The sequence below is a fragment of the Desulfotomaculum sp. genome, assembly GCA_003513005.1.
Classification (GTDB): Bacteria; Bacillota; Desulfotomaculia; order Desulfotomaculales; family Nap2-2B; genus 46-80.
Map to the genome: position 1 here is coordinate 1 of DOTD01000077.1, position 24,263 is coordinate 24,263.

27 protein-coding genes and 2 pseudogenes are annotated in these 24,263 nt (G+C 48.9%); 22 read left to right on the forward strand and 7 right to left on the reverse strand.

From position 1 onward, the window contains the following. Positions 1–409 precede the first annotated feature (409 nt). Positions 410–664, forward strand: a complete 255-nt coding sequence (locus DEH07_09905; GenBank protein ID HBY04812.1) for an AbrB family transcriptional regulator — start codon at positions 410–412, stop codon at positions 662–664. A 58-nt stretch (positions 665–722) separates the two neighbouring features. Here DEH07_09905 and rsmI read toward each other — a convergent pair whose 3' ends face one another. From rsmI to DEH07_09935, 6 genes are read right to left on the reverse strand one after another with little or no spacing between them, the layout of a single operon-like run. Then, positions 723–1,619, reverse strand: a complete 897-nt coding sequence (gene rsmI / locus DEH07_09910; GenBank protein ID HBY04813.1) for a 16S rRNA (cytidine(1402)-2'-O)-methyltransferase — start codon at positions 1,617–1,619, stop codon at positions 723–725. Continuing rightward, complete coding sequence (locus DEH07_09915) at positions 1,619–1,924, reverse strand: DNA replication initiation control protein YabA (protein ID HBY04814.1); 306 nt, start codon at positions 1,922–1,924, stop codon at positions 1,619–1,621. Before DEH07_09915 ends, rsmI begins: the two co-directional genes overlap by 1 nt. After that, a complete protein-coding gene (locus DEH07_09920; protein ID HBY04815.1) occupies positions 1,878–2,744 on the reverse strand; it encodes a stage 0 sporulation protein in 867 nt (288 codons plus the stop codon). The genes DEH07_09915 and DEH07_09920 overlap by 47 nt, the downstream gene beginning before the upstream one ends. 23 nt (positions 2,745–2,767) lie before the next feature. Continuing rightward, entirely contained in the window at positions 2,768–3,838 is a 1,071-nt protein-coding gene (holB, locus tag DEH07_09925) for a DNA polymerase III subunit delta' (protein ID HBY04816.1), read from the reverse strand. Then, complete coding sequence (tmk, locus tag DEH07_09930) at positions 3,798–4,439, reverse strand: dTMP kinase (protein ID HBY04817.1); 642 nt, start codon at positions 4,437–4,439, stop codon at positions 3,798–3,800. The genes holB and tmk overlap by 41 nt, the downstream gene beginning before the upstream one ends. A gap of 2 nt (positions 4,440–4,441) precedes the next feature. Beyond that, positions 4,442–5,890 carry a decarboxylase gene (locus DEH07_09935; GenBank protein ID HBY04818.1) on the reverse strand — a complete coding sequence of 483 codons (1,449 nt, stop codon included), beginning with the start codon at positions 5,888–5,890 and terminating at the stop codon, positions 4,442–4,444. A gap of 244 nt (positions 5,891–6,134) precedes the next feature. Between DEH07_09935 and DEH07_09940 the strand changes: the two genes are divergently transcribed. The 10 genes from DEH07_09940 (at position 6,135) to DEH07_09985 (ending at position 15,750) form a co-directional block, all read left to right on the forward strand. Further along, the gene (locus DEH07_09940) at positions 6,135–6,683 is read left to right on the forward strand and encodes a pyruvate synthase (GenBank protein HBY04819.1); all 549 of its coding nucleotides are present in this window, start codon (positions 6,135–6,137) and stop codon (positions 6,681–6,683) included. A gap of 13 nt (positions 6,684–6,696) precedes the next feature. Next, positions 6,697–6,990: a pyruvate synthase subunit PorD gene (gene porD, locus DEH07_09945; protein HBY04820.1), complete on the forward strand. Its 294-nt coding sequence runs from the start codon at positions 6,697–6,699 to the stop codon at positions 6,988–6,990. Further along, positions 6,990–8,168 carry a pyruvate ferredoxin oxidoreductase gene (gene porA / locus DEH07_09950; protein HBY04821.1) on the forward strand — a complete coding sequence of 393 codons (1,179 nt, stop codon included), beginning with the start codon at positions 6,990–6,992 and terminating at the stop codon, positions 8,166–8,168. Before porD ends, porA begins: the two co-directional genes overlap by 1 nt. Before the next feature lie 31 nt (positions 8,169–8,199). After that, positions 8,200–8,691 (forward strand): NAD(P)H-dependent oxidoreductase subunit E, encoded by a 492-nt coding sequence (locus DEH07_09955; GenBank protein HBY04822.1) that lies wholly within the window; start codon positions 8,200–8,202, stop codon positions 8,689–8,691. Beyond that, positions 8,681–10,531, forward strand: coding sequence for an NADH-quinone oxidoreductase subunit F (locus DEH07_09960; GenBank protein ID HBY04823.1), 1,851 nt, complete (start codon positions 8,681–8,683; stop codon positions 10,529–10,531). The genes DEH07_09955 and DEH07_09960 overlap by 11 nt, the downstream gene beginning before the upstream one ends. Before the next feature lie 21 nt (positions 10,532–10,552). Beyond that, positions 10,553–11,257 (forward strand): (2Fe-2S)-binding protein, encoded by a 705-nt coding sequence (locus DEH07_09965; GenBank protein HBY04824.1) that lies wholly within the window; start codon positions 10,553–10,555, stop codon positions 11,255–11,257. A 33-nt stretch (positions 11,258–11,290) separates the two neighbouring features. Further along, complete coding sequence (locus DEH07_09970) at positions 11,291–12,214, forward strand: pyruvate synthase subunit beta (protein HBY04825.1); 924 nt, start codon at positions 11,291–11,293, stop codon at positions 12,212–12,214. A 247-nt stretch (positions 12,215–12,461) separates the two neighbouring features. Further along, positions 12,462–13,796, forward strand: coding sequence for a trigger factor (locus DEH07_09975; protein HBY04826.1), 1,335 nt, complete (start codon positions 12,462–12,464; stop codon positions 13,794–13,796). Between the two features lie 73 nt (positions 13,797–13,869). Beyond that, the gene (gene clpP, locus DEH07_09980; protein ID HBY04827.1) at positions 13,870–14,454 is read left to right on the forward strand and encodes an ATP-dependent Clp endopeptidase proteolytic subunit ClpP; all 585 of its coding nucleotides are present in this window, start codon (positions 13,870–13,872) and stop codon (positions 14,452–14,454) included. Positions 14,455–14,496: 42 nt separating this feature from the next. Then, positions 14,497–15,750 carry an ATP-dependent Clp protease ATP-binding subunit ClpX gene (locus tag DEH07_09985; protein ID HBY04828.1) on the forward strand — a complete coding sequence of 418 codons (1,254 nt, stop codon included), beginning with the start codon at positions 14,497–14,499 and terminating at the stop codon, positions 15,748–15,750. A gap of 114 nt (positions 15,751–15,864) precedes the next feature. On the opposite strand, the gene DEH07_09990 is transcribed toward DEH07_09985, so the two are convergent. Further along, positions 15,865–16,542, reverse strand: coding sequence for a hypothetical protein (locus DEH07_09990; GenBank protein ID HBY04829.1), 678 nt, complete (start codon positions 16,540–16,542; stop codon positions 15,865–15,867). A gap of 460 nt (positions 16,543–17,002) precedes the next feature. Here DEH07_09990 and DEH07_09995 point away from each other — a divergent pair. The 11 genes and pseudogenes from DEH07_09995 to DEH07_10045 all read left to right on the forward strand — a co-directional run. Then, positions 17,003–17,155: pseudogene (locus tag DEH07_09995) on the forward strand (integrase). Between the two features lie 666 nt (positions 17,156–17,821). Further along, a complete protein-coding gene (locus tag DEH07_10000; protein ID HBY04830.1) occupies positions 17,822–18,133 on the forward strand; it encodes a hypothetical protein in 312 nt (103 codons plus the stop codon). Beyond that, positions 18,067–18,399, forward strand: a pseudogene (locus tag DEH07_10005) (group II intron reverse transcriptase/maturase). Before DEH07_10000 ends, DEH07_10005 begins: the two are co-directional and overlap by 67 nt. Before the next feature lie 52 nt (positions 18,400–18,451). Continuing rightward, positions 18,452–18,979 (forward strand): hypothetical protein, encoded by a 528-nt coding sequence (locus DEH07_10010; GenBank protein HBY04831.1) that lies wholly within the window; start codon positions 18,452–18,454, stop codon positions 18,977–18,979. Positions 18,980–19,497: 518 nt separating this feature from the next. Beyond that, positions 19,498–19,626, forward strand: a complete 129-nt coding sequence (locus DEH07_10015; GenBank protein ID HBY04832.1) for a hypothetical protein — start codon at positions 19,498–19,500, stop codon at positions 19,624–19,626. Between the two features lie 67 nt (positions 19,627–19,693). Continuing rightward, positions 19,694–21,829 carry a CoA-binding protein gene (locus tag DEH07_10020; protein HBY04833.1) on the forward strand — a complete coding sequence of 712 codons (2,136 nt, stop codon included), beginning with the start codon at positions 19,694–19,696 and terminating at the stop codon, positions 21,827–21,829. A 923-nt stretch (positions 21,830–22,752) separates the two neighbouring features. After that, positions 22,753–22,998 carry a toxin HicA gene (locus DEH07_10025; GenBank protein HBY04834.1) on the forward strand — a complete coding sequence of 82 codons (246 nt, stop codon included), beginning with the start codon at positions 22,753–22,755 and terminating at the stop codon, positions 22,996–22,998. After that, positions 22,991–23,356 carry a toxin-antitoxin system HicB family antitoxin gene (locus tag DEH07_10030; GenBank protein HBY04835.1) on the forward strand — a complete coding sequence of 122 codons (366 nt, stop codon included), beginning with the start codon at positions 22,991–22,993 and terminating at the stop codon, positions 23,354–23,356. Before DEH07_10025 ends, DEH07_10030 begins: the two co-directional genes overlap by 8 nt. A 157-nt stretch (positions 23,357–23,513) precedes the next feature. Continuing rightward, positions 23,514–23,720, forward strand: coding sequence for a YwbE family protein (locus DEH07_10035; GenBank protein ID HBY04836.1), 207 nt, complete (start codon positions 23,514–23,516; stop codon positions 23,718–23,720). Beyond that, on the forward strand, positions 23,720–24,058 hold the full coding sequence (locus DEH07_10040; protein HBY04837.1) for an ArsC family transcriptional regulator: 339 nt from the start codon (positions 23,720–23,722) through the stop codon (positions 24,056–24,058). Before DEH07_10035 ends, DEH07_10040 begins: the two co-directional genes overlap by 1 nt. A 26-nt stretch (positions 24,059–24,084) precedes the next feature. After that, a partial coding sequence (locus DEH07_10045; GenBank protein ID HBY04838.1) for a tryptophan synthase subunit beta occupies positions 24,085–24,263 on the forward strand: 179 nt, incomplete at its 3' end.

The following is a 24,263-nucleotide window of genomic DNA, read 5'->3' on the forward strand; positions in this document are numbered from 1 at the left end:
GATGCCCCTGATCTGTTCAACCTTATCTTCTGTTATTTCAGGCCTTGTCCGATATTCCATACGAATTTCCTTCCACCGCGATTTTCATAATGCAATATTCGACATCGGATGGTTGGAGTTCTGTTTTTTTAAAAATTTTAATCAAAAAAAGCGCGGCATTTATTTCTTTTGATGTTGCGTTTGCCGCGCTTTTATCCTTTTCTCTATTGAATAGGTGATGTTATTTATTTGATAAAGAACATTCTATTTCATGAATGGAAATTAAATAGGACTGTGAATAGTAACTATCCGGGAAATATTCCCCTAAATTTTTCTAAAATACATATTGACTTTTAATGGTATGCCTGGTACCATTTACTTGTAAAAAATTGTTTGGATTTGTCTAAATTAGTCACAGGGGGGGAAAGCAGTGAAATCAACGGGCATTGTTAGAAGGGTGGACGAGCTAGGCAGGGTTGTTATTCCTATAGAACTTAGAAGGACCCTGGGCATAGAAGAAAAAGACGCCCTCGAAATTTACGTTGATGAGGAAAGGATTGTGCTCAAGAAATACCAGCCGGCCTGTGTGTTCTGCGGAGACGCTTCGGACACGCAGTATTACCGCGGTAAACTGGTCTGTCGTGAGTGCGCCATGACTATGTTTGAAAACACCAAAGCAATATAGTCAATCAACTATTACCCTAAAGCGGAAGGGAAGCATGACTTGCCCTTCCGCTCTATTTTTACTGCTCTTCATCCTTTTTTCTCACCAATGAAGCTGCATAAACCTCGTTTCTGGCCATATTGTTCCTTTTGGCGACCTCCCGGATGGCCGCCGGCCGCGGCATACCTCCGGCCTGCAAACCGTTTACCTGGGAGGCAATAGTTGAAAGATCCGTTTTAACTTCCTCACGGACTTCGTTTTTATTTCCTTCCAAAACTATGGTGAATTCCCCCAATGGGCTGTTCCGCCGGAAATAGTCCAGCGCGGACGATAAGCTTCCCCTCCAGACCTCTTCGTAATGCTTGGTCAGTTCACGGGCAACGGCTAAACGCTTGTCCCCAAGTTGTTCCAGCAGCTCATCCAAAGTCTTCAACAGCCTGTGGGGCGCCTCGTAAAGTATTATTGTGCGCTCTTCTTTAATTAGGGAAGTAATTCTTTTCTTACGGGTACGCTTGTTGGCGGGCAAAAAACCTTCAAAGCAAAAATTGGAAGCGCTCAATCCTGATACAACAAGGGCGGCAAGAGCAGCGTTGGGACCCGGGACGGGAACGACCCTTACTCCGCTTTTTATGGCGGCATCCACGAGGACTTCGCCCGGATCGGATATTCCCGGCATGCCGGCGTCCGATACCAGAATTAAATGCTTTCCTGAGAGCAGCAGGCCCAGCAAGTACTCACACTTTTTCGGCCCGCTGTGGCCGTGAAAGCTGGTAACGGGCGTATGTATGCCATAGTGGGCAAGGAGCTTGCGTGTGTGCCTGGTATCCTCGGCGGCAATCAGATCGGCTTCCTTCAACAGCCTGAGCGCTCTCAAGGTTATATCTTCAAGATTGCCGATCGGCGTGGCGCAAAGATAAAGCGTACCGTTTGCGCCGCCGCTTTTTTTTTCAGCCGCGGGATCACCTTTCGGTTCCATTATTTACCCCGCTCCAAAAATGCCGTACAAAAAAGGCAGTCTTCCTGGCGAAGCCGTCCGAAATGAACGTTGCAGATGTGAAAACCCTCGTCGTAGATTTTTTTCAGATTTACGAACGCTCCTCCCAAGGCCTGTTCCTGGGGCTCGCCCTTCGGTCTGTAACCGGCAAACATTGCCAGTTTTTCCCTCAGGGCGCTGTTCTCTTCTTCGAGATAACCGGCCAGCTTTTTTAACTGCTGGAGATCACTCTCGGTTTCTTTAATCCTCGTCTCCAGTTGTCTGAACAGGATGCTCATCGGGTTCATTTTGTTCACTCCCCGTTTTTTCTACGCTGATATCCCCAACAGCATATTCACGGATCATTTTGCTTTCCTTGAGCTCTACAGCTATCGTCTTTTTCAGTATGTTGATACCGGTCACCTTTCCTTCCCCTTCGGATGTTGTAACCAGACTGTTCAAGGGAGGAAATTCCTGCCTACTCTGTTCATAAAGATCGTTTTCAAACTTCAGGCAGCACATCAACCTGCCGCAGATACCCGAAATCTTGGTCGGGTTCAGGGATATATTCTGCTCCTTGGCCATTCTGATGGAGACGGAGGCAAAATCAGCCAGCCAAGTGGCGCAGCAGAGCTCGCGCCCGCAGCAGCCCAGGCCGCCCATCATCTTGGCCTCATCCCTCACTCCGATCTGCCGCAATTCAATCCTTGTCCGGAACACCGCGGCAAGGTCCTTGACAAGTTCACGGAAGTCTATCCTTCCCTCGGCGGTAAAATAAAAGATCAGCTTGCTTTCGTCAAATGTTTTCTCAACATCGACAAGCTTCATCGGCAAACTGTGAACAGCAATTTTTTGCTCGCAGATGCTGAACGCCTGTTTGACCTTCTCCTGGACCGCCGCAAGTTTTTGAGTGTCCTGGACGGTTGCCTTCCTGATAACTTTTTTCAGTGGGGAAACTACTTCCTCATCATTTATCTCAACAGGCCCGGTTACAACCTGCCCGTATTCCATTCCCCGGGATGTCTCGACAATAACATCATCGTTCACAGCAATTTCAATTTCGGCAGGATCGAAATAATATACTTTACCCGCCCGTTTAAACCTTACACCGACAACACTGTATGTCATTTTTTGTATCACTCCATTTGATTCTACTTGTGGGAAGCAGAAAAACCGTCCCCTTGCTTCCCTCCCGCCGGCCTGCACAAGTTTAGAAACAGAACATCCAAAACCAGCCTGGGATTCGCGTTCTTGGACAACCTGTTTCTGGCTTCCTCAATTTTTCCCAGGCGGTCAATTAATAAAGCGGCTTCCCGCCTGGAAGCTTGTTCCTTGATGACCTGCAAAAAATCCCGGTTGATAATTAACTTCTCATTTTCTGATTCTTTCCATATTAAAAGATCTCGATACCAGAGCATCAGCCCTTCTATCCAGGTGAGTGTTTGTTCCCTGATGCTTTGTTCCTTGTTGCCGGACAGGAGGCTTCCGGCAAGCCGGCAGGCTTCTCCAAGCCCGGCGCTGTCTAATGCATTAATTATCTGCGCCAGTTGTTTTCTGCGTTCGGTGAGATTGCCCCCCCCAAGCAGTTCAAAAGCCTGTCCCACACTGCCGCCTGATAAAAGGGCGGTTAAATCCGCCTCTTCCTGCTTAACGCCGGGCAAGCATGCCAGAATCAGGGCTACCTGGGAGACGGGAAGCAATTGGAACATAACCTGCTGGCACCGGGAAAGAACAGTCGTCAAAAGGGCGTATGGCTGAACGCAAGTCAGTATAAAAACCACACCTGCCGGCGGTTCCTCAAGGGTTTTTAAAAAGCAGTTCGCCGCTTCGTCGGTCATACTTTCCGCACGGTCGATCAGGCAAATCTGCCTGCCGCCCTGAAACGGGGCCAGGGTCATCCTTCTTTGGATTTCTCTTGCCTGCTCTATTTTTATTGAACCTCCTTCAGGTTCAACTATTATAAAATCGGGGTGGTTCCCTCCTTCAACCTGGCGGCATGAACGGCACTCGCCGCAGGCATCACCTTGTAAAGGCTGTCGACAGAGCAGCGCCCGGGCAAAAGCCTCGGCGCATGTTCTTTTTCCCACACCTGAAGGGCCGCAGAAAAGATAGGCGTGGGAAATCATCTGCCTGTTAAAAGACCTGCGCAAAAGATTTATTGCATTATCCTGCCCGTGTATTTCACTGAAGAACTTCACCGGTAAACACCTCGACCGCTTCAATAACCCTGCGGTGGATCTCCTCTTTGCTCAGCATGGCGTCAAGAACATGGTAAGCGCCCGGTCTTTGTCCGGCCAGGAACAGATACCCTTCGCGCACGCGCCGGAAAAATGGTGTCTCTTCCTGTTCCAAACGGTCCGCCTCGCCGGCAATCCGTTTCTTGGAAAGCTCAGGGGAAAGATCCAGCAAAAAAGTAAGGTCCGGAGTCAGACCGCCCGTCGCCAGGTCATTCACCCTGGTTAAAAGCCCGACATCCAGCCCCCGTCCATAACCCTGGTAGGCTATTGTGGAATCTCCGAACCGATCGCTAATTACTGTTCTGCCCATTGCCATGGCCGGCCCGATTCTGCCGGCAGCCAGCTGGGCCCGTGCGGCGGCGTAAAGCAATGCCTCCGCTGCGAAAGACAAATCGGGGCAGGCTGATTTATCCAGGAGCATTTCCCTTACGTTTTCTCCCAGGGGCGTCCCTCCCGGATCCCTGTATGTCTCGACCTCCCTGCCGCTGCGCAACAAGGCGCCGGCCAGCAGCTCAGCCTGGGTACTCTTGCCCGCCCCGTCAATTCCCTCAAAGACGAAAAAAAGCCCCCTTTTATTTTCCTTCATGTCTATTCGATCACCCTAACTGTCCTCAACTCCGGGTCCGCGGGTCCGGCCACGGGCGCCCCGGAAGCTTTAACCCATTTGAGATACTCAACTATTTCAGGCGTAAACTCCTCGCCCGGATAAATTACCGGTATTCCCGGCGGGTATACCGCAACCCACTCCCCGCAGACAAGCCCTGCGCAGTGTTCCAGGAAAACCTTCCTCTTCCCGGAAAACCACGCCTGCCGGGGGGTTAATTGACGCGGCGGCAAAGCGGGCAACCTAAGCGGCGCGGGCAGCGGCCGTACAGCAGGCAGCTTTTCCCGGGATATCTCCCTCAGGCCGTCAACCAGCCTGCCGCAGTCCTCTTCGGTTGCGCCGGCGCCGATAACCACAACAATATTAGTGAAATCCGCCATTTCCACGTTTACGCCATATTTCTTAAAGAGCTTCGCAGAGAGCTGGAAACCGCTCAATCCGAGATCGGCCCCGGAAATGGTTATCCTGGTGGGATCAAGCGAATAACCCTTTCTTAAATGACGACCGTCAAGCACTTTCAGACCCGGAATTTGGCCTGCTGTCTCTCTGAGCTGCCCTGCTTTTTGAACAGAGCCGTCCAGCAATTCGCGGCCTTTTTCGGCAAGCATATGCCTGGCCAGATCCAAAGACACAAGCAGCAGATAAGAAGGGCTGCTTGTCTGCAGGCAGGCAAGTGCGGCAGCCACATCCCCGGGATCGAAAAACTCTCCCTGCAGGTGCAATAAAGATGACTGCGTCAAAGAGCCGCCCATTTTATGCATACTCATCACGGAAGCGTCAGCCCCGCATGACAATCCGCCTTCCGGCAGGGACGGGTGGAAAGGAAAGTGGGCGGCATGGGCTTCGTCAGCCACCAGCGGTTTGCCGGCTCTATGGACAAGCCCGGCCAGTTTCTTTAGATCTGCCGCAATCCCGTAATAATTGGGATAGGTTGTCAACACGCCTTTCGCTTCTCTGCAGCCGTCGAGCGCTTCGGCAACCTGCGCTTCACCCGGCCCTTCCGGTATCCCAAATTCCTCCGCCACGGAAGAGACGAGATAAACTGGATCAGCCCCGCTTAAAACAAGCCCCGCTAAAACAGACCGATGGCTGTCACGGGGTATAATAATCTTTTCTCCCGGACGGCAGAGGGCCATAAGCAGTGCCTGCAGGCCGACCGAAGTTCCATTGACCAGAAAGAACGTGCGCTTCGCTCCGTAAAGTCCGGCAGCCAGGGATTGCGACCTGGCTATAGACCCGCTGGGGCTGGTAAGGTTATCAAGCCCCGGCAGTTCAGTCAGGTCAATTTTAAATAAGTCTTGTTCCAGATCCTTCCATAAAGCTGAAAGGGCCTGCCCCTGCCTGTGCGCCGGCAGATGCAGGTGAGCATAACCTTTTTTCAGATGCTTCAGCAGGGATGTATAAAGTGGCGCTTCATACTGATCATCCTGCATAAAATACCATCTCCGATAGTTAATTGTATCATAACGGCGGCAACCTTCCAAGTGCGATAATGGAAGTGACCAGAGAACGATATTAAGAGTTAGCTAGAATGAGAAATATTCCTAAAATTTTAATTCTTTTCTTAAAAAGAATATTTTAAAGTGCCCTTGACAGGCAATTTAAGATATTCTATAATCATGATCGTTTATCTGTTAGCTAGAGAAAATATCGAAATTTGTATCAGGGGAGAAAAAGATGATTGAAATTCGTTTTCATGGAAGAGGCGGACAGGGGGCTGTAACCTCGGCGGAACTGCTGGCTCTTGCTGCTATCAGCGAAGGGAAATATGCCCAGGCCTTTCCCAGTTTTGGACCAGAAAGGCGCGGGGCTCCGGTAGTCGCTTTCTGCCGGGTGGATGATCACCCTATCCGGTTGAGGACTAACATTTATTCCCCTGATCTGGTAGTAGTGTTGGATCCTTCCCTGCTCCGCCTGATTAACGTGGCCGCCGGCTTAAAAGAAAACGGCGTATTAATTACCAACACAAAATACACGTCCGGGGAGATCAGGGAAAAATTGGGCATCAAACAGGCCCTGGCTACTATAAATGCCACCAAAATTGCCCTTGAGGAAATGGGGCTCCCGATCACCAACACTACGATGCTTGGCTCTCTTCTTAACGCACGGCAGGTAGTGCATCCCGATTCACTCATCGGCCCTTTGGAAAAGAGATTCGGCCGGATCGCCGACAAAAACATCAGGGCTTTCCGGAGGGCTTACGAGGAAACTACAATACTTAACTGAGGAGGGAGAGGCAATGATAAGATCAGAGGAAGACCTGAAATGGAAAGATTTAGAGACGGGCTGCGTTATTTCGAATGCGGGAAACGCCAGCCAGTACCGCACCGGCGACTGGCGGTCTTTACAGCCTGTCTGGGATAAGACCAAATGCATCCGCTGCGGTGTATGTTATATTTATTGCCCCGATGCAGCAATCAGGAAGACAAGTGAAGGTTACTTTGAAGCCGATTTATATTACTGCAAGGGGTGCGGAATCTGCACCCAGGAATGTATAACCGGCTGTATAACTATGGTAGAGGAAGAGGAGTAATGAATAAAAAAGTTGGTATAGAAGTTTCCTTAGCGGCTGCTGACGCAGTAAAAATGGCAAATGTGGATCTGATTGCCGCTTACCCGATTACGCCACAGACCCATATCGTGGAACATCTGTCCGAACTTGTGGCCAACGGGGAACTGGACGCCGAATTTATTCCGGTGGAGTCGGAACACTCGGCATTGAGTGTCTGTATAGGATCTGCCGCTGTAGGAGCCCGTACTTTTACATGTACCAGTTCACAGGGGCTTGCCCTGATGAACGAGATTATATTTATAGCCGCTTCGATGAGGCTTCCGATCGTGTTGATCCTGGCCAACCGGTCACTTTCAGGACCTTTGAGCATCTGGAACGACCACACCGACGTTATGTCAATCAGAGACAGCGGCTGGGTTCAAGTATTTGTGGAAAACGGCCAGGAAGTTTTCGATCATGTCTTCTTTGCTTTCCGAGTGGCCGAGGATCAGAAAGTTTCCCTCCCGGTGATAATCAACCTGGACGGGTTTATCCTTACCCACGTTATCGAGCCAATCGAGTACTGGGACCAGGAGTCGGTTAACAAATACCTTCCTGATTTCAAACCCGTCAGCACGCTCAATCCCGATGCGCCGGTTACGATGGGCGCTTTTGGCATGCCGGGCATTTATACCGAGGCTAAAAAGGCCCAGGATGAGGCATTGATCAAGTCCAAGCCGGAAATCATCAAAGCCTGGAAGGAAATGGGGGAGGTTATCGGAAGGCGCTATTCCCCTGTTGAAACAAATAATATCGAAGGCGCCGAAACTGTATTCCTGACCATGGGCAGTGTAGGGGAAACAGTCTCAGTCGCGGTGGAAAAGCTCAGGGCCCAGGGTAAACCCGTAGGCCAGATAAAGCTCAGATTATGGAGGCCTTTCCCTGTTGAGGAATTCAGAGAGGCCGTCCGCAATGTCAAGAGAATCATTGTCATTGACCGTGCCGTTTCCTTCGGAGGTCAGGGCGGGCCCGTGGCGGCCGAAATACGTTCAGTCCTTTATGATGAAGAAAACAGGCCCTCGGTTACCAACTTCATCTGCGGCCTGGCCGGGCGTGACGTGACACCCGATAATTACATTGATATGTACGAGAAGAGCATAAAAATGACCGGGGATAAAGCGAAGGAAGAAGATTACGTCCTGTACGGAGTCAGAGAATAAAATAGGCATAGCAAAGGTTGGAGGAAGCGCCATGAAGAAAAAGTTAAAGGAGATCGTCAAGAAGTACGGATCAAACCGGAGTTTTCTGGTTCCTATACTTCAGGATATACAGAGGGAATATGAATATCTCCCACGGGAAGCTCTCAACTTACTGAGTCAAATTATCGACGTCCCGATCAGCCATATTTATAACGTAGCAACTTTTTACAAGTCTTTCAGCCTGTCTCCCAGGGGCCGTCACCAGCTCAGCCTGTGCATGGGAACTGCCTGTCATGTTAGGCGGGCGCCCCAGATCAGGGATCACCTGGTCCGGACGCTGGGGATAAATCCGGGCGAGACTACACCTGACCTGGAGTATACATTTAAGACAGTAAACTGCCTGGGCGCCTGCGCACTTGGACCAATCATGGTCGTTGACGGGGAATACCACGGGCAGCTGACGATAATGAAAGTAAACAAAATTTTAAAAGAACTAGGTAAAAAGGAAAGGACTAAGAAAAAGGTGGCCGCTGATGAAAATTAGAAACCCGAAAGAACTTGAAAAACTACGCAATAAAATATCGGCCGGCAAAGACCCCTTAAAGCCATGCGTGAGCATCTGTTCAAGCACGGGCTGCCTCGCTCTTGGATCCGCCAAGCTTGTGGAAGCTCTTAAAGCAGAACTTAACCAGCGGGGTATGGAAAACAAAGTCGATATAAAGGAAACAGGATGTCACGGATTTTGCGAGGGAGGTCCGCTGCTGGTCATTCACCCGGAGGAAACCTGTTATTTAAAGGTAAGCGCCAAGGACATTCCAGACATCGTTGCCAAAACGCTCGTCAAGAATGAGGTCATTGACCGGCTTCTTTACACGGACCCCGTAACCGGCAAGAAGATTGCCAAACAGTCTGAAATACCCTTCTTCAAGAAGCAGGAAAAGAATATTATCGGAAATAACCCGGTAATAGATCCCTGCAGCATCGAAGATTATCTTTCTATCGGCGGGTACTCGGCTCTGTCCAAGGTTCTCTTTGAGATGACCCCTGAACAGATCATTGAGGAAATCAAGATCTCAGGACTGCGCGGCCGGGGCGGCGGCGGATTCCCCACAGGCAGGAAATGGGAATCCACACGCAAGGCTGTTGGGGAACCGAAATACGTTATCTGCAACGCCGACGAAGGAGACCCCGGCGCCTTTATGGATGAGTCGGTACTGGAGGGAAACCCCCACTCGGTGCTGGAAGGTATGCTTATCGGCGCTTTCGCCATAGGATCAAATTTAGGTTACATATATATACGAGATGAATATCCGCTTGCTGTAAAAAGAATCACGATAGCTATTGAAAAGGCAAGGGAGTTCGGCCTTTTGGGAAAAAATATTCTGGGCTCGGGCTTTTCCTTCGACCTGATCATCAGCCGCGGCGGCGGAGCGTTTGTCTGCGGTGAGTCTTCAGCCCTCTTTGCTTCTATCGAAGGGCGCGCCGGAGAACCGCGGGCCAAGTACGTTCACGCTACCGACAAAGGGCTTTTTGATAAGCCGACAAACCTTAATAACGTTGAAACGTGGGCCAACGTTCCCCTGATTATCAACAGGGGGGCTGAGTGGTACAGCAGCATAGGAACTGAAAACAGCAAGGGAACAAAAATCTTTTCCCTGGTTGGTAAGATTAATTATACCGGCCTTGTAGAAGTACCCATGGGAATTCCATTGAGAGAAATCATTTTCGATATCGGCGGAGGAATTGCCAAGGGAAGAAAATTTAAGGCCGTTCAGACCGGAGGGCCGTCGGGCGGATGCCTCCCGGAAGAATTCATGGATAAGCCGGTTGATTTTGACGAACTGGTGAAACTTGGTTCCATGATGGGCTCGGGCGGGATGATTATCATGGACGACCAGACATGCATGGTCGACGTGGCCAGGTATTTCCTGACGTTCCTTGAGGAAGAGTCCTGCGGCAAATGCACGCCCTGCAGAGAAGGAATCCTGCAGATGCGCGAGATTCTGGATAGGATTACCCAGGGCTTAGGTCAGGAAGAGGACATCCAGACTCTTGAACAAATGGGTCAGGCCATAATTGACGGTTCTTTATGCGCCCTGGGAGGTTCGGCTCCCAACCCTGTTCTATCCACTATCCGCTATTTCAGGGATGAGTACGAGGCGCATATCAGAGGCAAAAAATGCCCCGCCGGAAGCTGCAAGGATCTGATCAGCTATTCAATCAATCAGGAGACCTGCACCGGCTGCGGAGCCTGCCTGAAGGCTTGTGGAACAAATGCTATAACAGGTGAGAAGAAAAAGCCGCATACAATTGATCCTGAAAAGTGCATTAAATGCGGCGCCTGTTTGGAAACCTGTAAATTCAACGCGGTTGAGGTGTCTTAAGGAGGAACAATAATGGCAGACATGGTAACTGTAACAATAAATGAAAGGGAAATTACCGCCCCTGCGGGGAGTACCATACTTGACGCCGCCCGGGATGCCAATATATACATTCCCAGCCTGTGCAGCAACGAGGAGCTCACCCCATACGGAGCCTGCCGTCTCTGCATGGTGGAAATAGGCAGCAGGGAAAAACCCAAACTGGTAGCCTCCTGTATATACGAAGTAGCCGACGGTTTGGAAGTGCGGACTGAAACCCCCAGGGTAAACAACGTTCGCCGGTTCGTTATTGAACTGCTCCTTGCACGCAACCCGGATGCGCCCGTTTTAAGAAAGATTGCTGACGGGCTTGGCGTGCAGGATACCCGTTTTAAAAAGCGGAACAAAGGATGCATCCTCTGCGGTCAGTGCGTACGGACCTGCCGGGAAGTGGTCGGTGTTTCGGCCATCGGATTCAAAGGCCGGGGTGTGACCAGACAGGTATCCACTCCTTTCGGAGAATCTCCCGTGGACTGCATTGCCTGCGGATCATGCTCATACATCTGCCCTGTCAAGGTCATTCCTTTAAAAGAAGAAAACGGTGTCAGGGAGATCTGGAAAACCAAGTTTGAACTTAAGAAATGCAAAAAATGCGGGCGTTATTTTGCGCCGGTCAAACAGCTTGAATATTTCAGCAAGATTACAAAACTTCCCAAGGAACATTTCGAAATATGCCTCGATTGCCGTTAACCATAGGAGAACTTTAGATCAAGGAGAAGGACAATGGAATCGCTTAATGTATATTCATCCCGATTGGTAACCAAAAAAGAATACTTCGTTCCCGGTCACCGGGCCTGTCAGGGCTGCGCCGAGGCTTTATCCGTCAGGATGGTTGCCAAGGCTCTGGGCAACAACGTGATCGTAGCCAGCGCCACCGGGTGTATGGAAATAATCTCCACGCCCCTGCCGTTTACCAACTGGAGGGTCCCCTGGATCCACGTGGCTTTTGAAAATGCAGCCGCAGTACTTTCAGGCGCCGAATCAGGAGTTAAAGCTTTAGCCAGAAAAGGCAAGCTCGTTGATAAGGGTACTGTATTTCTCGGAATGGGCGGCGACGGAGCAACCAGTGACATAGGCCTTCAATCCCTGTCCGGGGCTTTTGAAAGAGGACATGACTTTTTATATGTGTGTTATGACAACGAAGCTTATATGAATACAGGCATTCAAAGGTCTTCGGCAACTCCCTTCGGCGCTTCCACCACAACCTCGCCTGCCGGAAAAGTAAAGGCGGGACAGATGACCTGGAAGAAAAACATGCCGGAAATAGCGGTTGCCCATAATATACCTTATGTGGCCACAGCCTGCGCCAGCTACCCGTTTGACCTTCTTCGCAAGGTTGAAAAAGCGGCTCAGAAAAAGGGTCCGGCTTATGTGCATATTCTCTCCGTCTGCCCGACGGGCTGGAGAATACCTCCTGACAAGGCCATTTGGATCGGACGGCTGGCCGTGGAAAGCGGGGTCTTCCCCCTGTACGAAGTGGAAGACGGCAAGTACCGGATAACGCATGACGTGCCTGAATTAAAACCCGTCATCGACTACCTGAAGCCACAGGGGAGGTTCCGCCACCTGACTCCTGATTTAATCTCGCAGATCCAGGAAAGGGTAACAGCGGACTATAACAAGCTGAAAATGAAAGCACAATTATAGACGGTTTTGCCTTGATTTAGAAAAATACTTGCCGGCGACCTTATAAAAAATATTTTTTCAAGGGGCCGGCAAATTGTTTTTTGCGGTTTTTTTAATCCGAAGGGGTTTTTTGTTGAAGGATTGCGTTAATTAATGTAGAATATAATTCTGGATTATAAAGCCAAAGAATGTAAAATACTTAAGAATAGCTGTCAGGTGTATATTGGGATCAAAACAACGGGCATATATATAACAAGGGGGATCGTAGATGAAAGCAACCGCGGAGAGGATAGAAAAAAACACTGTTCTGCTGGAAATCGAGGTAGAAACGGAGAGATTTTCAGAGGCATTGGACCAGGCTTATCAAAAACTGGTCAAGAAAGTAAATGTACCCGGTTTCCGGAGAGGAAAAACTCCCCGCTTTATTTTTGAAAGGCATATAGGCACACAGGCGCTGGTTGATGAAGCCGTCGAAACAGTGATTCCCGAAGCTTATTTCATGGCGGTGGGCGACACCGGCATAGAACCTGTTGCCCAGCCCCAGCTTGAACTGGTTCAGGTTGAGGAAGGTAAGCCGGTTGTTTTTAAAGCAAAGGTAACTGTTAAACCCGAAGTAGCTTTGGGTCAATATATAGGGCTGGAAGCGCCCAAGCCGGAGACCGGCATTAATGATGACGATATCGATAGTGAACTGACCCGCCTGCAGCAGATGCACGCCCGGCTGGTTTTAGTTGAAGAAGGGGAAGTGGAGAACGGAGACCTTCTGACCATTGATTTTCTTGGGAAGATAGACGGTATCCCCTTCGAAGGCGGGGAAGGGAAAGACTATAACCTGGAGATAGGCAGCCATGTTTTCATAGCGGGCATGGAAGAAGGCATGATTGGTATGAAGCGGGAAGAGACCAAAGATATCGAGGCAGCTTTCCCTGAAGACTACCGCAAAGAGGACCTGGCCGGCAAAGACGCTGTTTTTACGATTACAGTCAAGGAAATCAAACGCAAGGAACTTGCCCCCATCGATGACGATTTTGCCAAGGACGTCAGCGAATTTGAAACTCTGGAAGAATTAAAAGTAAATATCAGGAATAAACTGGAACAGGCAAGCAAAACCAGGTCAGATACAGTTTTTAAACAAACCTTGATCAGCAAGGCAGTGGATAACTCCCAGATGGAAATACCTGAAGAAATGCTCGAAGGCCGCATTGACGAGATAGCTGAAGATATTGAAAGAAACCTTTGGACACAGGGTGTTTCCATGCAGGACTACCTGTCCTACACCGGCTCAACAGTTGAAGAGATAAGAAAGCAGTTCAAGCCGGAGGCGGAAAAAAGCGTGAAAAGGACATTGGCTCTGGAAGCGATAGCAAAAGCGGAAAAGCTTGAGCCCAGCGAGGATGAGATAGATGCCGAGATCGAAAAAATCGGCCGTGAGATAGGACAGAGCACGGAAATGATCAAAAAAACCGTAGAAGAAAGGGGACGCGGCAAGCTGGTTGAGCAAATCAGGATCAACAAGGCAATCGACTTTATCACCAGCCAGGCTAAGATAGCCGAACCTGCCGAAGAAGAAGTGGAGCAGGAAAGCAAACCGGAACAAGAATAAAAAAGGTGTGCAATTGTCCAAAAAAGAAACAAAGAACTAAAAGAGGAATAGATTATCTTAAGGAGGTATCCTGATGTCCGTACTTGTACCGATGGTTGTAGAGCAGACTAACCGGGGAGAAAGAGCCTATGACATATATTCCCGTCTGCTGAAAGACAGAATTATCTTTTTAGGCGGGCCGATTGACGACTATGTCGCCAACCTCGTCATCGCCCAGATGCTTTTTCTTGAGGCCGAGGACCCTGAGAAAGATATCCACCTTTACATAAACTCTCCAGGCGGAATAGTTACCGCTGGGATGGCAATTTATGATACAATGCAATATGTAAAGCCTGACGTGTCGACCATCTGCCTCGGCCAGGCCGCCAGCCTGGGTTCATTTTTGCTGGCTTCCGGGGCCAAAGGGAAACGGTTCGCCCTCCCCTTCGCCAGGATTATGCTCCACCAGCCTTCCGGCGGAGCGCAGGGTCAGGCCACGGATATTGACATACACGCGCGTGAGATACTACGGATGAGGGAAATATTAAACGAGATTCTTGCCAAACACACCGGGCAGCCCAAAGAAAAGGTCGCCCAGGATACCGAGCGTGATTTCTTTATGTCGGCCAAAGAAGCAAAGGAATACGGAATCATAGACGAGGTCTTTGTAAGACGTTAAGCAAAGTTGAGAAGTTAAGAAACAGAACAAGAGGTGAAAGGTATGTTTAACGAAAAAGGGCAGTTGAAGTGTTCCTTTTGTGGTAAATTGCAGGACCAGGTAAAAAAACTGGTAGCCGGGCCAAGCGTATATATCTGCGACGAGTGTATCGAACTTTGCAATGAAATAATCGAAGAGGAACTAAACGAAGATATCAGTCTGGAAATCGGGGATATTCCAAAGCCCAAGGAAATTAAAGAATTCCTGGACCAGTACGTAATCGGGCAGGAAGACGCCAAAAAGTCTCTGTCTGTCGCCGTCTATAACCATTACAAGCGGATTAACCTGGGCGGCAAGGTTGACGATGTTGAACTGCAGAAAAGCAATATCGTAATTTTGGGACCGACAGGATGCGGCAAGACCCTGCTGGCGCAGACACTCGCCAAGCTGCTTAACGTACCTTTTGCAATTGCGGACGCAACTTCCCTTACCGAGGCCGGTTATGTCGGCGAGGATGTGGAAAACATCCTACTGAAACTGATCCAGGCTGCTGATTACGATATCGAGAAAGCCGAGAAGGGAATTATTTACATAGATGAGATTGATAAAATCGCCCGCAAGTCGGAAAACCCGTCAATCACCAGGGATGTGTCGGGCGAAGGCGTCCAGCAGGCGTTGCTGAAGATCCTGGAAGGAACTATTGCCAGCGTGCCGCCTCAGGGAGGCCGCAAGCACCCGCACCAGGAATTCATTCAGATGGATACTACGAACATCCTCTTCATTTGTGGAGGAGCTTTTGACGGTATAGAAAAGATCATCCAGAACAGGATCGGCAAAAAGTCCATGGGCTTCGGCGCCGAACTCCAGCCGAAGATGGAGCGGAATATCGGCGACATACTCAAGAAAATCATGCCTGAGGACCTTTTAAAGTATGGCCTGATTCCCGAGTTTGTCGGCCGTCTGCCCATAATCGTCACCGTAGACGCACTGGACGAGGAAGCGCTGATCCGCATCCTGACCGAACCGAAGAACGCGCTGATTAAACAGTACGAGAAGCTGTTTGAGTTAGACGGAGTCACGCTGGAATTCCAGCAGGAAACACTCAAGGCAATTTCCCTGGAAGCCAAGAAGAGAAACACCGGAGCCCGCGGCTTGAGGGCCATCCTCGAAGAGATCATGCTGGAAGTGATGTACGAGATACCCTCGCGCGAGGACGTCTCCAAGTGCATCATCACCAAGGAAACCATCGCCAAGCGGGATAAACCGCTCCTGGTGACAACGGAAAGAAAGAAGAAGAGAAAAGAAGAATCCGCATAAACATAATACTAATCGAGTAGAAATCCCCCGCCCTTTAAGGCGGGGGACACTATTTACACTGTAAAATATTTACACTGTAAAATATTTTAATAAGAACAGAAGGCTTTTAGTTTATTAGTTTGGTACCGTTGCGTCATACTCCTGCCCGCTGTCAACAGCTTTACTAGATTGATCATGCGGCACACATACAGATATAGAACCACTACATTGGGCGCCGGACAGATCAGTTGCAGTAAAGTTAATGACATAGACTCTGCCGTCACTAGTGCCTGATCTTTCCGCACGAAGTTGTACGGTATCTCCGTCGACAATTATTGCATCAGGAGTATGGACCTTCCCACCTGCTCCTTTAATAGTGCCTGTTGCCTCATCGCTTGTCACGCTGGTTATAGCAATTTTAACCTCATCATCAGCATCAGGATCGACTACCCCGAGAATATCTACATTGACAAACTTATTATCGGCAGGCCATAATACACCTATGCTTGGAGTTGCATTGGAACAATCCGGAGGATTATTTGCCGGCTTTACGGTGAGGTCATATAGAACGGGGGTTGAACCATCGTCACCGCGTGTTAGATTGATCGTAATCTTTAGAAATTGTCCTGTGAGATCGAATTTATCACCGTTGGCAACAGCTATACCGGAGCCAAAAGTAACGCCATCGTCACTGCTGGCGATTGTAGCATTGATTTCACCATCGGAATTGCTGTTCCATTCAAGATAACCCCACTCTGCGCCTAGTTCACCACTGTTGTTTTTGTCAACTGAAAAGTTTACCACTGTGATCATTAAAAAGTTTACCACCACGAGTAAAAAAGTTATGGCCAAAAATGAAATGCACTTACTGCCATAATAATAATAATTATTATTATTCACCTTCAATATTATATAATAGTACATATGTTACTATATTACTATAATTTTCGATCTAAATATTGTTACATGATTCGACAATGTTTTAAATGTTTTAAAGGTAGAAAAATATTTTGGTGTCCAATTGGACAGTTGGTTATTTATAATGCTCCCCAGAAACCAGAAACGGAAATAGTAAATTACAATGGGAGCATGAACAAGCGAAATCATTATTCAGTAGAGTACAAAACCAAGGTAGTCCTTGAAGTATGTAAGAAGCCACACTCAATGAGATCGCCGCCAAGTACAGTATCCAGCCCTGTTATGCTCAGCCGCTGGAAGCAGGAGTTCCTGGAACGAGCCCCCGAGACGTTCAAGAAAGGCGCCTCGGATTCCGCATACCTTACATGATGCGCAGAAAACACAGATGAAAGTTGGTACAGTCGATTATTTCCTTAAGAAATATGGAAAACTCGCCCATAAAGCCGATACTGCTTTTCCGGAAGGGCTGCATGTACATATGTTCCGCCACAGCGTTGCAATGGCTATGTAATCACGGGGTCAGGCTTTACTTTGTGAATAAGTCACTATGGGGCGATTCGCAGCCCTAATTCGTTAAGTGGAGGCGTTGTCCTCCCGTTTCGTACCTTACGCCGGAACGAGGCCAAGATTCGAGGACACTCTGGATGCTCGCCGGAGAGTCGAGCCCTCGAACAATCCGGACCAGAGTCAGGTCATCTGATGCGTTGTGAGGCGGTCAGAAAAGGGCCTGAGGCCGAGGAACAGACCCGTATTCGGATACTTTAAGCGACAGCCGGTATCCGATTAGGCCGAGGTGGCGTGTACACTGGGCGAGACTGCCATAGAAGTTGCAACCTGACCGGAAACGGTCAAGCCGGGGCGATCGTCAAGGAATCCCTGGGGAGGTGTGCATAGGTGTTTAGGCGCGGGAGGTTTAAGAAGAACGAAATAGGGTAACCGAATGAACCTCCCGCTGCTCTCCTAAAAGGGAGCAGGTGCGAGGGACACCGCAAGCGGCTTAGAGGGGTCAGCGCCGTCATAGTACTTGGAATATTCCAAGGAAGGACGACACTAATGAGCGCTTTGCCGGGGCAGCCGCCGGACTAGGTCAAACTTCATCAGGAAAACGACCAGAACCTGTTTTTCAGGTACCGGCCTGTCGAAACCCGAAAGCCGGACAAAGAAGGGTTTGAAGATGGTAAAACCACTGCATAGCGTAATTGACAAGGTGTACCGCATGGCCAATCTGGAAAAGGCCAGCGCCAAGGTTATCGCCAACCAAGGGGCGCCGGGGGTGGACAAAGTAACTGTCAAGAGTTGGCAGGCCAATGAAGCGGCGCATTTGCGCCAGCTTCACGGAGCATTATATGCCAACACCTACCGGAGCAAACCGGTGCGGCGGGTGTACATCCTTAAAGCCCGGTTCCAAGAAACAAAGCACCGGCTGTCAGCAACAAAGCGAAAAAGGCCATGCGACAGACAATTCACGATTGGCGCATGCATTTGAAGACAGATAAAACTCCTGAAGACCTGCCCCGGATGTTTAATCCGGTAATCAGAGGCTGGGTTTACTATTAAGGGCGCTTTTACAAATCGGAACTGTACTCTGTGCTAAGGCATATGAACCGGGCTTTAGTGCGCTGGGCGAGGAGAAAGTTTAAGAGACTCGCCGGACATCAGCGCCGTACGGAATACTGGCTCGGCAAGATTGCCAGACGTGAACCGAAATTGTTCGTACACTGGCAAATGGGGATTCGGCCTGCGGCTGGATAATGGGAGCCGGATGAGCTGAGAGGTTCAAGTCCGGTTCTGAGAGGGCCTTGGGGTGAAATTCACCAGGGTTACTCACCTGCTGATCCTTTGCCGAACCCGCGAAGAGGCGCAATCTGCCTTAGAAGTAGCGCGGGAACTACTGGACCGCTTAAAGCTACGGCTCTCCCCGGAGAAAACGATCGGCGCCAGTTTTCAGGAAGACTTCGACTTCCTGGGGTTCCACTTCGGAAAACGCCATGTAGGGGTGGGAAAGAAGTCGCTTAAGGCGCTCTATGCGAAAGTCCGGGTGGCAACTCGTCGCAACCAGGGAAATGTCCCGGTGGAGCGAGTTATCCAGGTGGTCAATCCGATTATCAGGGGATGGGCCAACTACCACCGCCATGGAAACAATATGGGCTTATTCCGCACTCTGGACAAATGGGTGCGGAACCGAACCCGGGCCTACGTGCGACGTCGGTGGCGTGATCGGGGTAGGTGGAAAATCTACTCGTCGGAGGAATTAGACCAGAAGGGACTTATTCGCATGATAAAGGCGATTCCCAGGTTCCGTCAACTCAGGCTCTTTGAGTCTCCCTGCTAAGGGATAGCATTGGGGCCGCCGGATGCGGGAAAACTGCACGTCCGGTGACAACGGGGGCTGACATCTCGTGAGGGGCGCCTTCTACCTACTAATGGTGGGAGGCTATAAACCATGTATCCGGCAATGAGTATTCCGAGGAGACATTTGCTTAAAGTCCGTATGAGGATGAATACTCTCAACTGGAACCTTGTGAATATTGAGTTTCTTTACTTTCAATTCATAAAATCTGTTCCCGGACTGATAGTTGATTGCCGGGTTTGTTTTGTTATGTCTGAGATTTGTTAATGCTTCGACTCAGAAGGATTATTAAGCTGAATTGTTTTGATTCGAGCTTAATTTTATTTTTTTGATCCGGATTAATCACTGTAAATTATAGAAAATACCCTTGATTTTATCATCTGCCTGCCTGATAATTAAGATGTCGGCAAAAGGAAATTCCTATAAAAGGCAAATAAAAGGCAAAAAGAAATTCCTATAAAAAATATGATGTGGAAGGGGAACTATCCGTTGAGGAACGCATGGCCTGTGGAATCGGCGCCTGCTATTCCTGTGTGTGTAGAACGAAAAACAGTGATGACGAAGAATTTCGCTACAGCCGGGTATGCGTTGAAGGGCCGGTTTTTAAAGCAGGCGAGGTAATTCTGTAAGTTTTGCGGAAAGGGAAGGAGACAAGAATTGAACGGGTTAAATGAGTTGAGGGACAGGGCTAAAAGTATGGCTCCTCTTTTTTATCCTTCTTCAATTGCAGTAATTGGAGCGTCCGAAAAACTGACCAAACCGGGAGAAATTGTTCTGACCTACCTTTTAGAAGGCGGCTTTCGGGGAAATATATTTCCGGTGAACCCCCGGGAAAAAGAAATAAAGGGGTTACGTTGTTATCCGTCAGTATTGGATATACCGGAACAGGTTGATCTGGTTGTGATTGCTGTTACTGCCCCCCTGGTCATGAAAATATTTCAAGAATGCGCTGCCAAAGGTATCAAGGGGGCGATAATTTTTTCCTCGGGATTTGCTGAGGTAGGCGAGGAAGGAATTAAGCTTCAGGAGGAACTGAAGGAATTGGCCGGCAGGCATAAAATAAAAATCTGCGGGCCTAACTGCATGGGTATTGCAAATTACAGGAATAACATGAGGGCTGTTTTCTCTTTTGCCAGTATTTTTCCGGTCAATCCTCCCCAGTCGCCCCAAAACATTTGTTTTTTAACTCAAAGCGGTGGTTTCGGACTTAGCGTGACGGTTACAGCAGCCGCTCAGGGTCTTGGTTTTTCTTATTTTGTCAGCACTGGCAACGAGGCAGAATCGGATTTTTCCGATTTTCTGGCCTTTTCAGCGGATGATCCGCAGACCAGCATTATCGCGGGTTACATGGAAGGGATCCGGGACGGCCGAAAACTTGCTTTGGCTGCTGATATGGCAAGAGAGGCAAAAAAACCGGTGGTTATTTTTAAAACAGGCCGTTACAAAGCCTCTGCCAAGGCTGCCCTTTCGCACACCGGTGCCCTGACTGGTTCCGATATGGTTTATTCTTCGTTTTTCCGGCAGAAAGGTATCATTCGCCCGGAGAGCATCGAAGAATTAATTGCCATCCTTACTTTACTGGAAACAAAGATGATTCCGCGGGGGAAAAGAGCAGTGATCTTTGCTTCTTCCGGCGGGCATGGGGTAGTTATGGCAGATAAGTTCGCTGAAGCGGGGCTGGAGGTAGCCGTCCTTGCTGAGGATACCTGCCGGAAAATATCCGGGTTGTTGCCCTCCTTTGCTTCTGTAACCAATCCTATCGACTTTACCGGCATGGATATGGTTTCGCGTAAGATTCTAAAAGCATGTGCGGAAGTGGTGGCGGAAGATCCGGGAGTAGACATGCTTATTTTTTCCTACTGGGCGGCCAATACCATGGAAAGCCATGTATGGGATCAAATGGTGCAAATAAAAGAAGCTACTTCCAAGCCGGTAATCGCCATTATTATGGCAAGTATGACGGGGGCTGCTTTGGAACATATGGCATACCTCAAAAGGCACGGTATTCCGGTCGTAGCGGGAATAGATTTTGCTGTAAAGGCAATAAGCAAGGTTGTTGATTACACCTTTAAGATCAATTCCGGAAAGCAAGAGACATCCGGGCCGGCCGGTTCCCCGGCCAGGGAAAGGGTTGAGGGAATCCTGGCCGGCCATTCCCCCGGCGCCAGGCTTTCCGAGGCGCAGGCCAAGGGAATCCTGGCCGCCTACGGCATACCGGTTACCAGGGAGAGGCGCGCCGGCTCCGCAGGAGAAGCTTTGGAGGCAGCCGGACAGATCGGCTACCCGGTTGCCTTGAAAATTGATTCGCCGGATATCTTGCATAAAACAGAAGCAGGGGGAATCAAGCTGAATCTTACCTCTGCCGGGCAGGTGGAGGAGTCCTTTGAAGAAATACTGGCCAGCGCCGGGCAGTATCAACCCGGGGCGAATATAGCGGGTGTTCTGGTGCAGGAAATGCTGAAAGAAGGCACAGAAGTTATGGTGGGAATTGGTAATGATCCTGTCTTCGGTTCTACGGTAATGTTCGGACTGGGGGGGATTTTTGTTGAGCAACTGGGTGATGTTTCCCTTCGCGTGGCGCCTGTTGGTGAAAATGACGCCTGGGAAATGTTGCGGGAAATAAAAGCGCACCGTGTTCTTGACGGGGTGCGCGGCAGGCCGCCGGTGGATAAAAGGGCAGTTGTGGATATTATCCTTAAATTATCCCAACTGGCAATGGATTTCCCGCAGATAGCGGAACTGGATATCAACCCCCTGATAGTGTTTGAGGAAGGGAAAGGCGCCTGTGCTGCAGATGCCCTGATTATTTTAAAGGGGGCGGTAAGTGGGTAGATCACCCAGGATGAATTTTTTCAAAAAGGCTGATAAATGGGGTTATTTAAAGAATGACTCCAAAAAATTGAGATAGTCTAACTTAAGACCTTGCGTAATGCGCCTGCATATACCCGGCCAGTTTTTCTACCGGCAGTACCCCGCGTGTATATTCGATATCTCCGAAGGATGTGCGCTGCGCCGGTAACGAAGAGCATCAAACTCGAGTTATTAGTAAGTATTCAGTGAACCCGCTTTAACCCCATAACCTCGCTGCTTCCTGCCTTTTCCTGTTTGTTGTTTGACTTAAAAATTTAATTAATGGGACTGAAAAGCAACTGAAACCTCAAGCAGTTCAACAAACAGAGGTTCCCGAAAGCACCGGTGATTATGTCCCGGCTCAAGGCGGGAAGCGGGGCGCCAAGTTCGGCCATCAGGGTCACGGACGCAAAATCCCCGACCTTCACGAAATCACAGTGATTCATGAGATCCCGGATGACGAAATGTATTGCCCCCACTGCGGTAAACTCCGGTCGCTCTCCGGCTTCGCGGAAGTATCTTACGAGATCGATTATGAAATAAGATTCGTGCGCAAAAAAAACAATATGGCCGGAATCATCACTACACTATAAAATGCTGGTTTAGTAAATACTCGACCGTTCACTGAATACTTACATATAACGCCTTTGAATAACGGATTTACTTTGCGGGAATTAACAAGTGACAAAAATATATATAAAGTAGAACATTCTGCATCATAGTAAATTATAATTCTGCATTTGGTGATTTTGGGCTACTGGTGAGAATAAGCTAACAACTTGTAACCGATTCACAGGGTACCGAAGAGGCGCTTTTCTTGAAAAACTGCCTTTTTTTCGTTTCCCTAGCTAGAACCCATTGACATATGCCACTATATACGGTACTATTATAAAAAGGTACGAACGATGAGTAAGCTCGAAAAACTCCTTCAAAAAATTAAAAACAACCCCAAACAGGTCAGGTTTGACGAACTGGATAGGATTCTGACTAGGGCGGGTTTTGAAAGAAGGCAGCCAGGAAGCGGCTCAAGCCATTATTACTACACTAAAGGCCCTTTAATGATATCTGTCCCCTACCGTCAACCGTATATATTAACCACTTATGTTGTGGCTGCAATAAAACTCCTTAAAGGGATGGGCGAAGATGACTAAAAAAAACCTTGAATATTATCTTGGGCTGCCTTACAAGATAGTCCTTTACCCCGCCGAAGAAGGCGGCTATGCCATTGAAATTCCGGAACTTCCCGGCTGCGTCAGTCAGGGGCAAACCCTGGAAGAGGCATACGAAATGATACAAGACGCAAAAAAAGGTTGGATTGATCTTGCTCTGCAAAATGGAAATCCAATTCTTGAACCAGCCAGGGCGGAAGAATACTCCGGTAAATTTAATATACGTATGCCCAAATCCCTCCACCGCATCCTTGTCGCAAAAGCCAAAGAAGAGAAAGTCAGCCTTAATCAATACATTAACTATCAATTAGCCCGCGGTGTCGGTTATCATGTTAAGTAAGATGAGTTCTCCCAATCGGTCTGCGTGAAGAAGGGACGGAAAGTTATTCCCGTTTCTTTACAGAAATCAGTCATAGCAAGTGTATGAGGGACAACCATTTGCTTATAGATGTATGGACTAAGAAAAGCAGCCCCAGAGCTGCTTCAAGGAGAGTCTTATGGACGGGAAAGAACGTGTGAATATTAAACCGGGAATACGCGTTTTGATTGTACAAAAACAGGATCAGCGAACCGGAAAAACAACCGAGGGGGTAGTTGAAACTATTCTCACCAGGTCGGCCGTTCATCCCCATGGTATAAAAGTCAGACTTGTTGGGGGTCTGGTGGGAAGGGTCAAGCAGATCATTCCTGAAGGAGAACGCTGATGAACATTCAAATATTTGGCGCGGTAAAATGTTTTGACACAAAGAAGGCGGAGAGGTATTTTAAAGAGAGAAATATTAAATTTCAATGGATTGACCTTTATAAATACGGATTGAGCAAGGGCGAGTTCGCCAGTGTGAAGGCTGCGGTCGGCCTGAATAATTTATTCAACCAGGAAACAGCCGAATATAAGAAGCTCAATCTTCAATTTATCAGCAGCGCCGGTATGAGGGAGAGAATACTTTTGGAAAACCCCAGGCTTTTTAAAACTCCGATTGTCCGGAACGGCAGGCAGGCCACGGTTGGCTATCAGCCTGATGTGTGGAAGGACTGGGAGTAAGCCAGGACAAAAAGGGAGAATTGGATATGTCAAGAGGACGGTTTGGAATCCACGGGGGGCAGTATATTCCCGAGACTCTGATGAACGCGGTAATCGAGCTGGAAGAAGCATACAACCACTTTAAGGACCTTCCTGACTTTAAAGAGGAATTGGAGGATCTGCTTAAAAATTATGCGGGGCGGCCTTCGCTGCTTTATTACGCGGA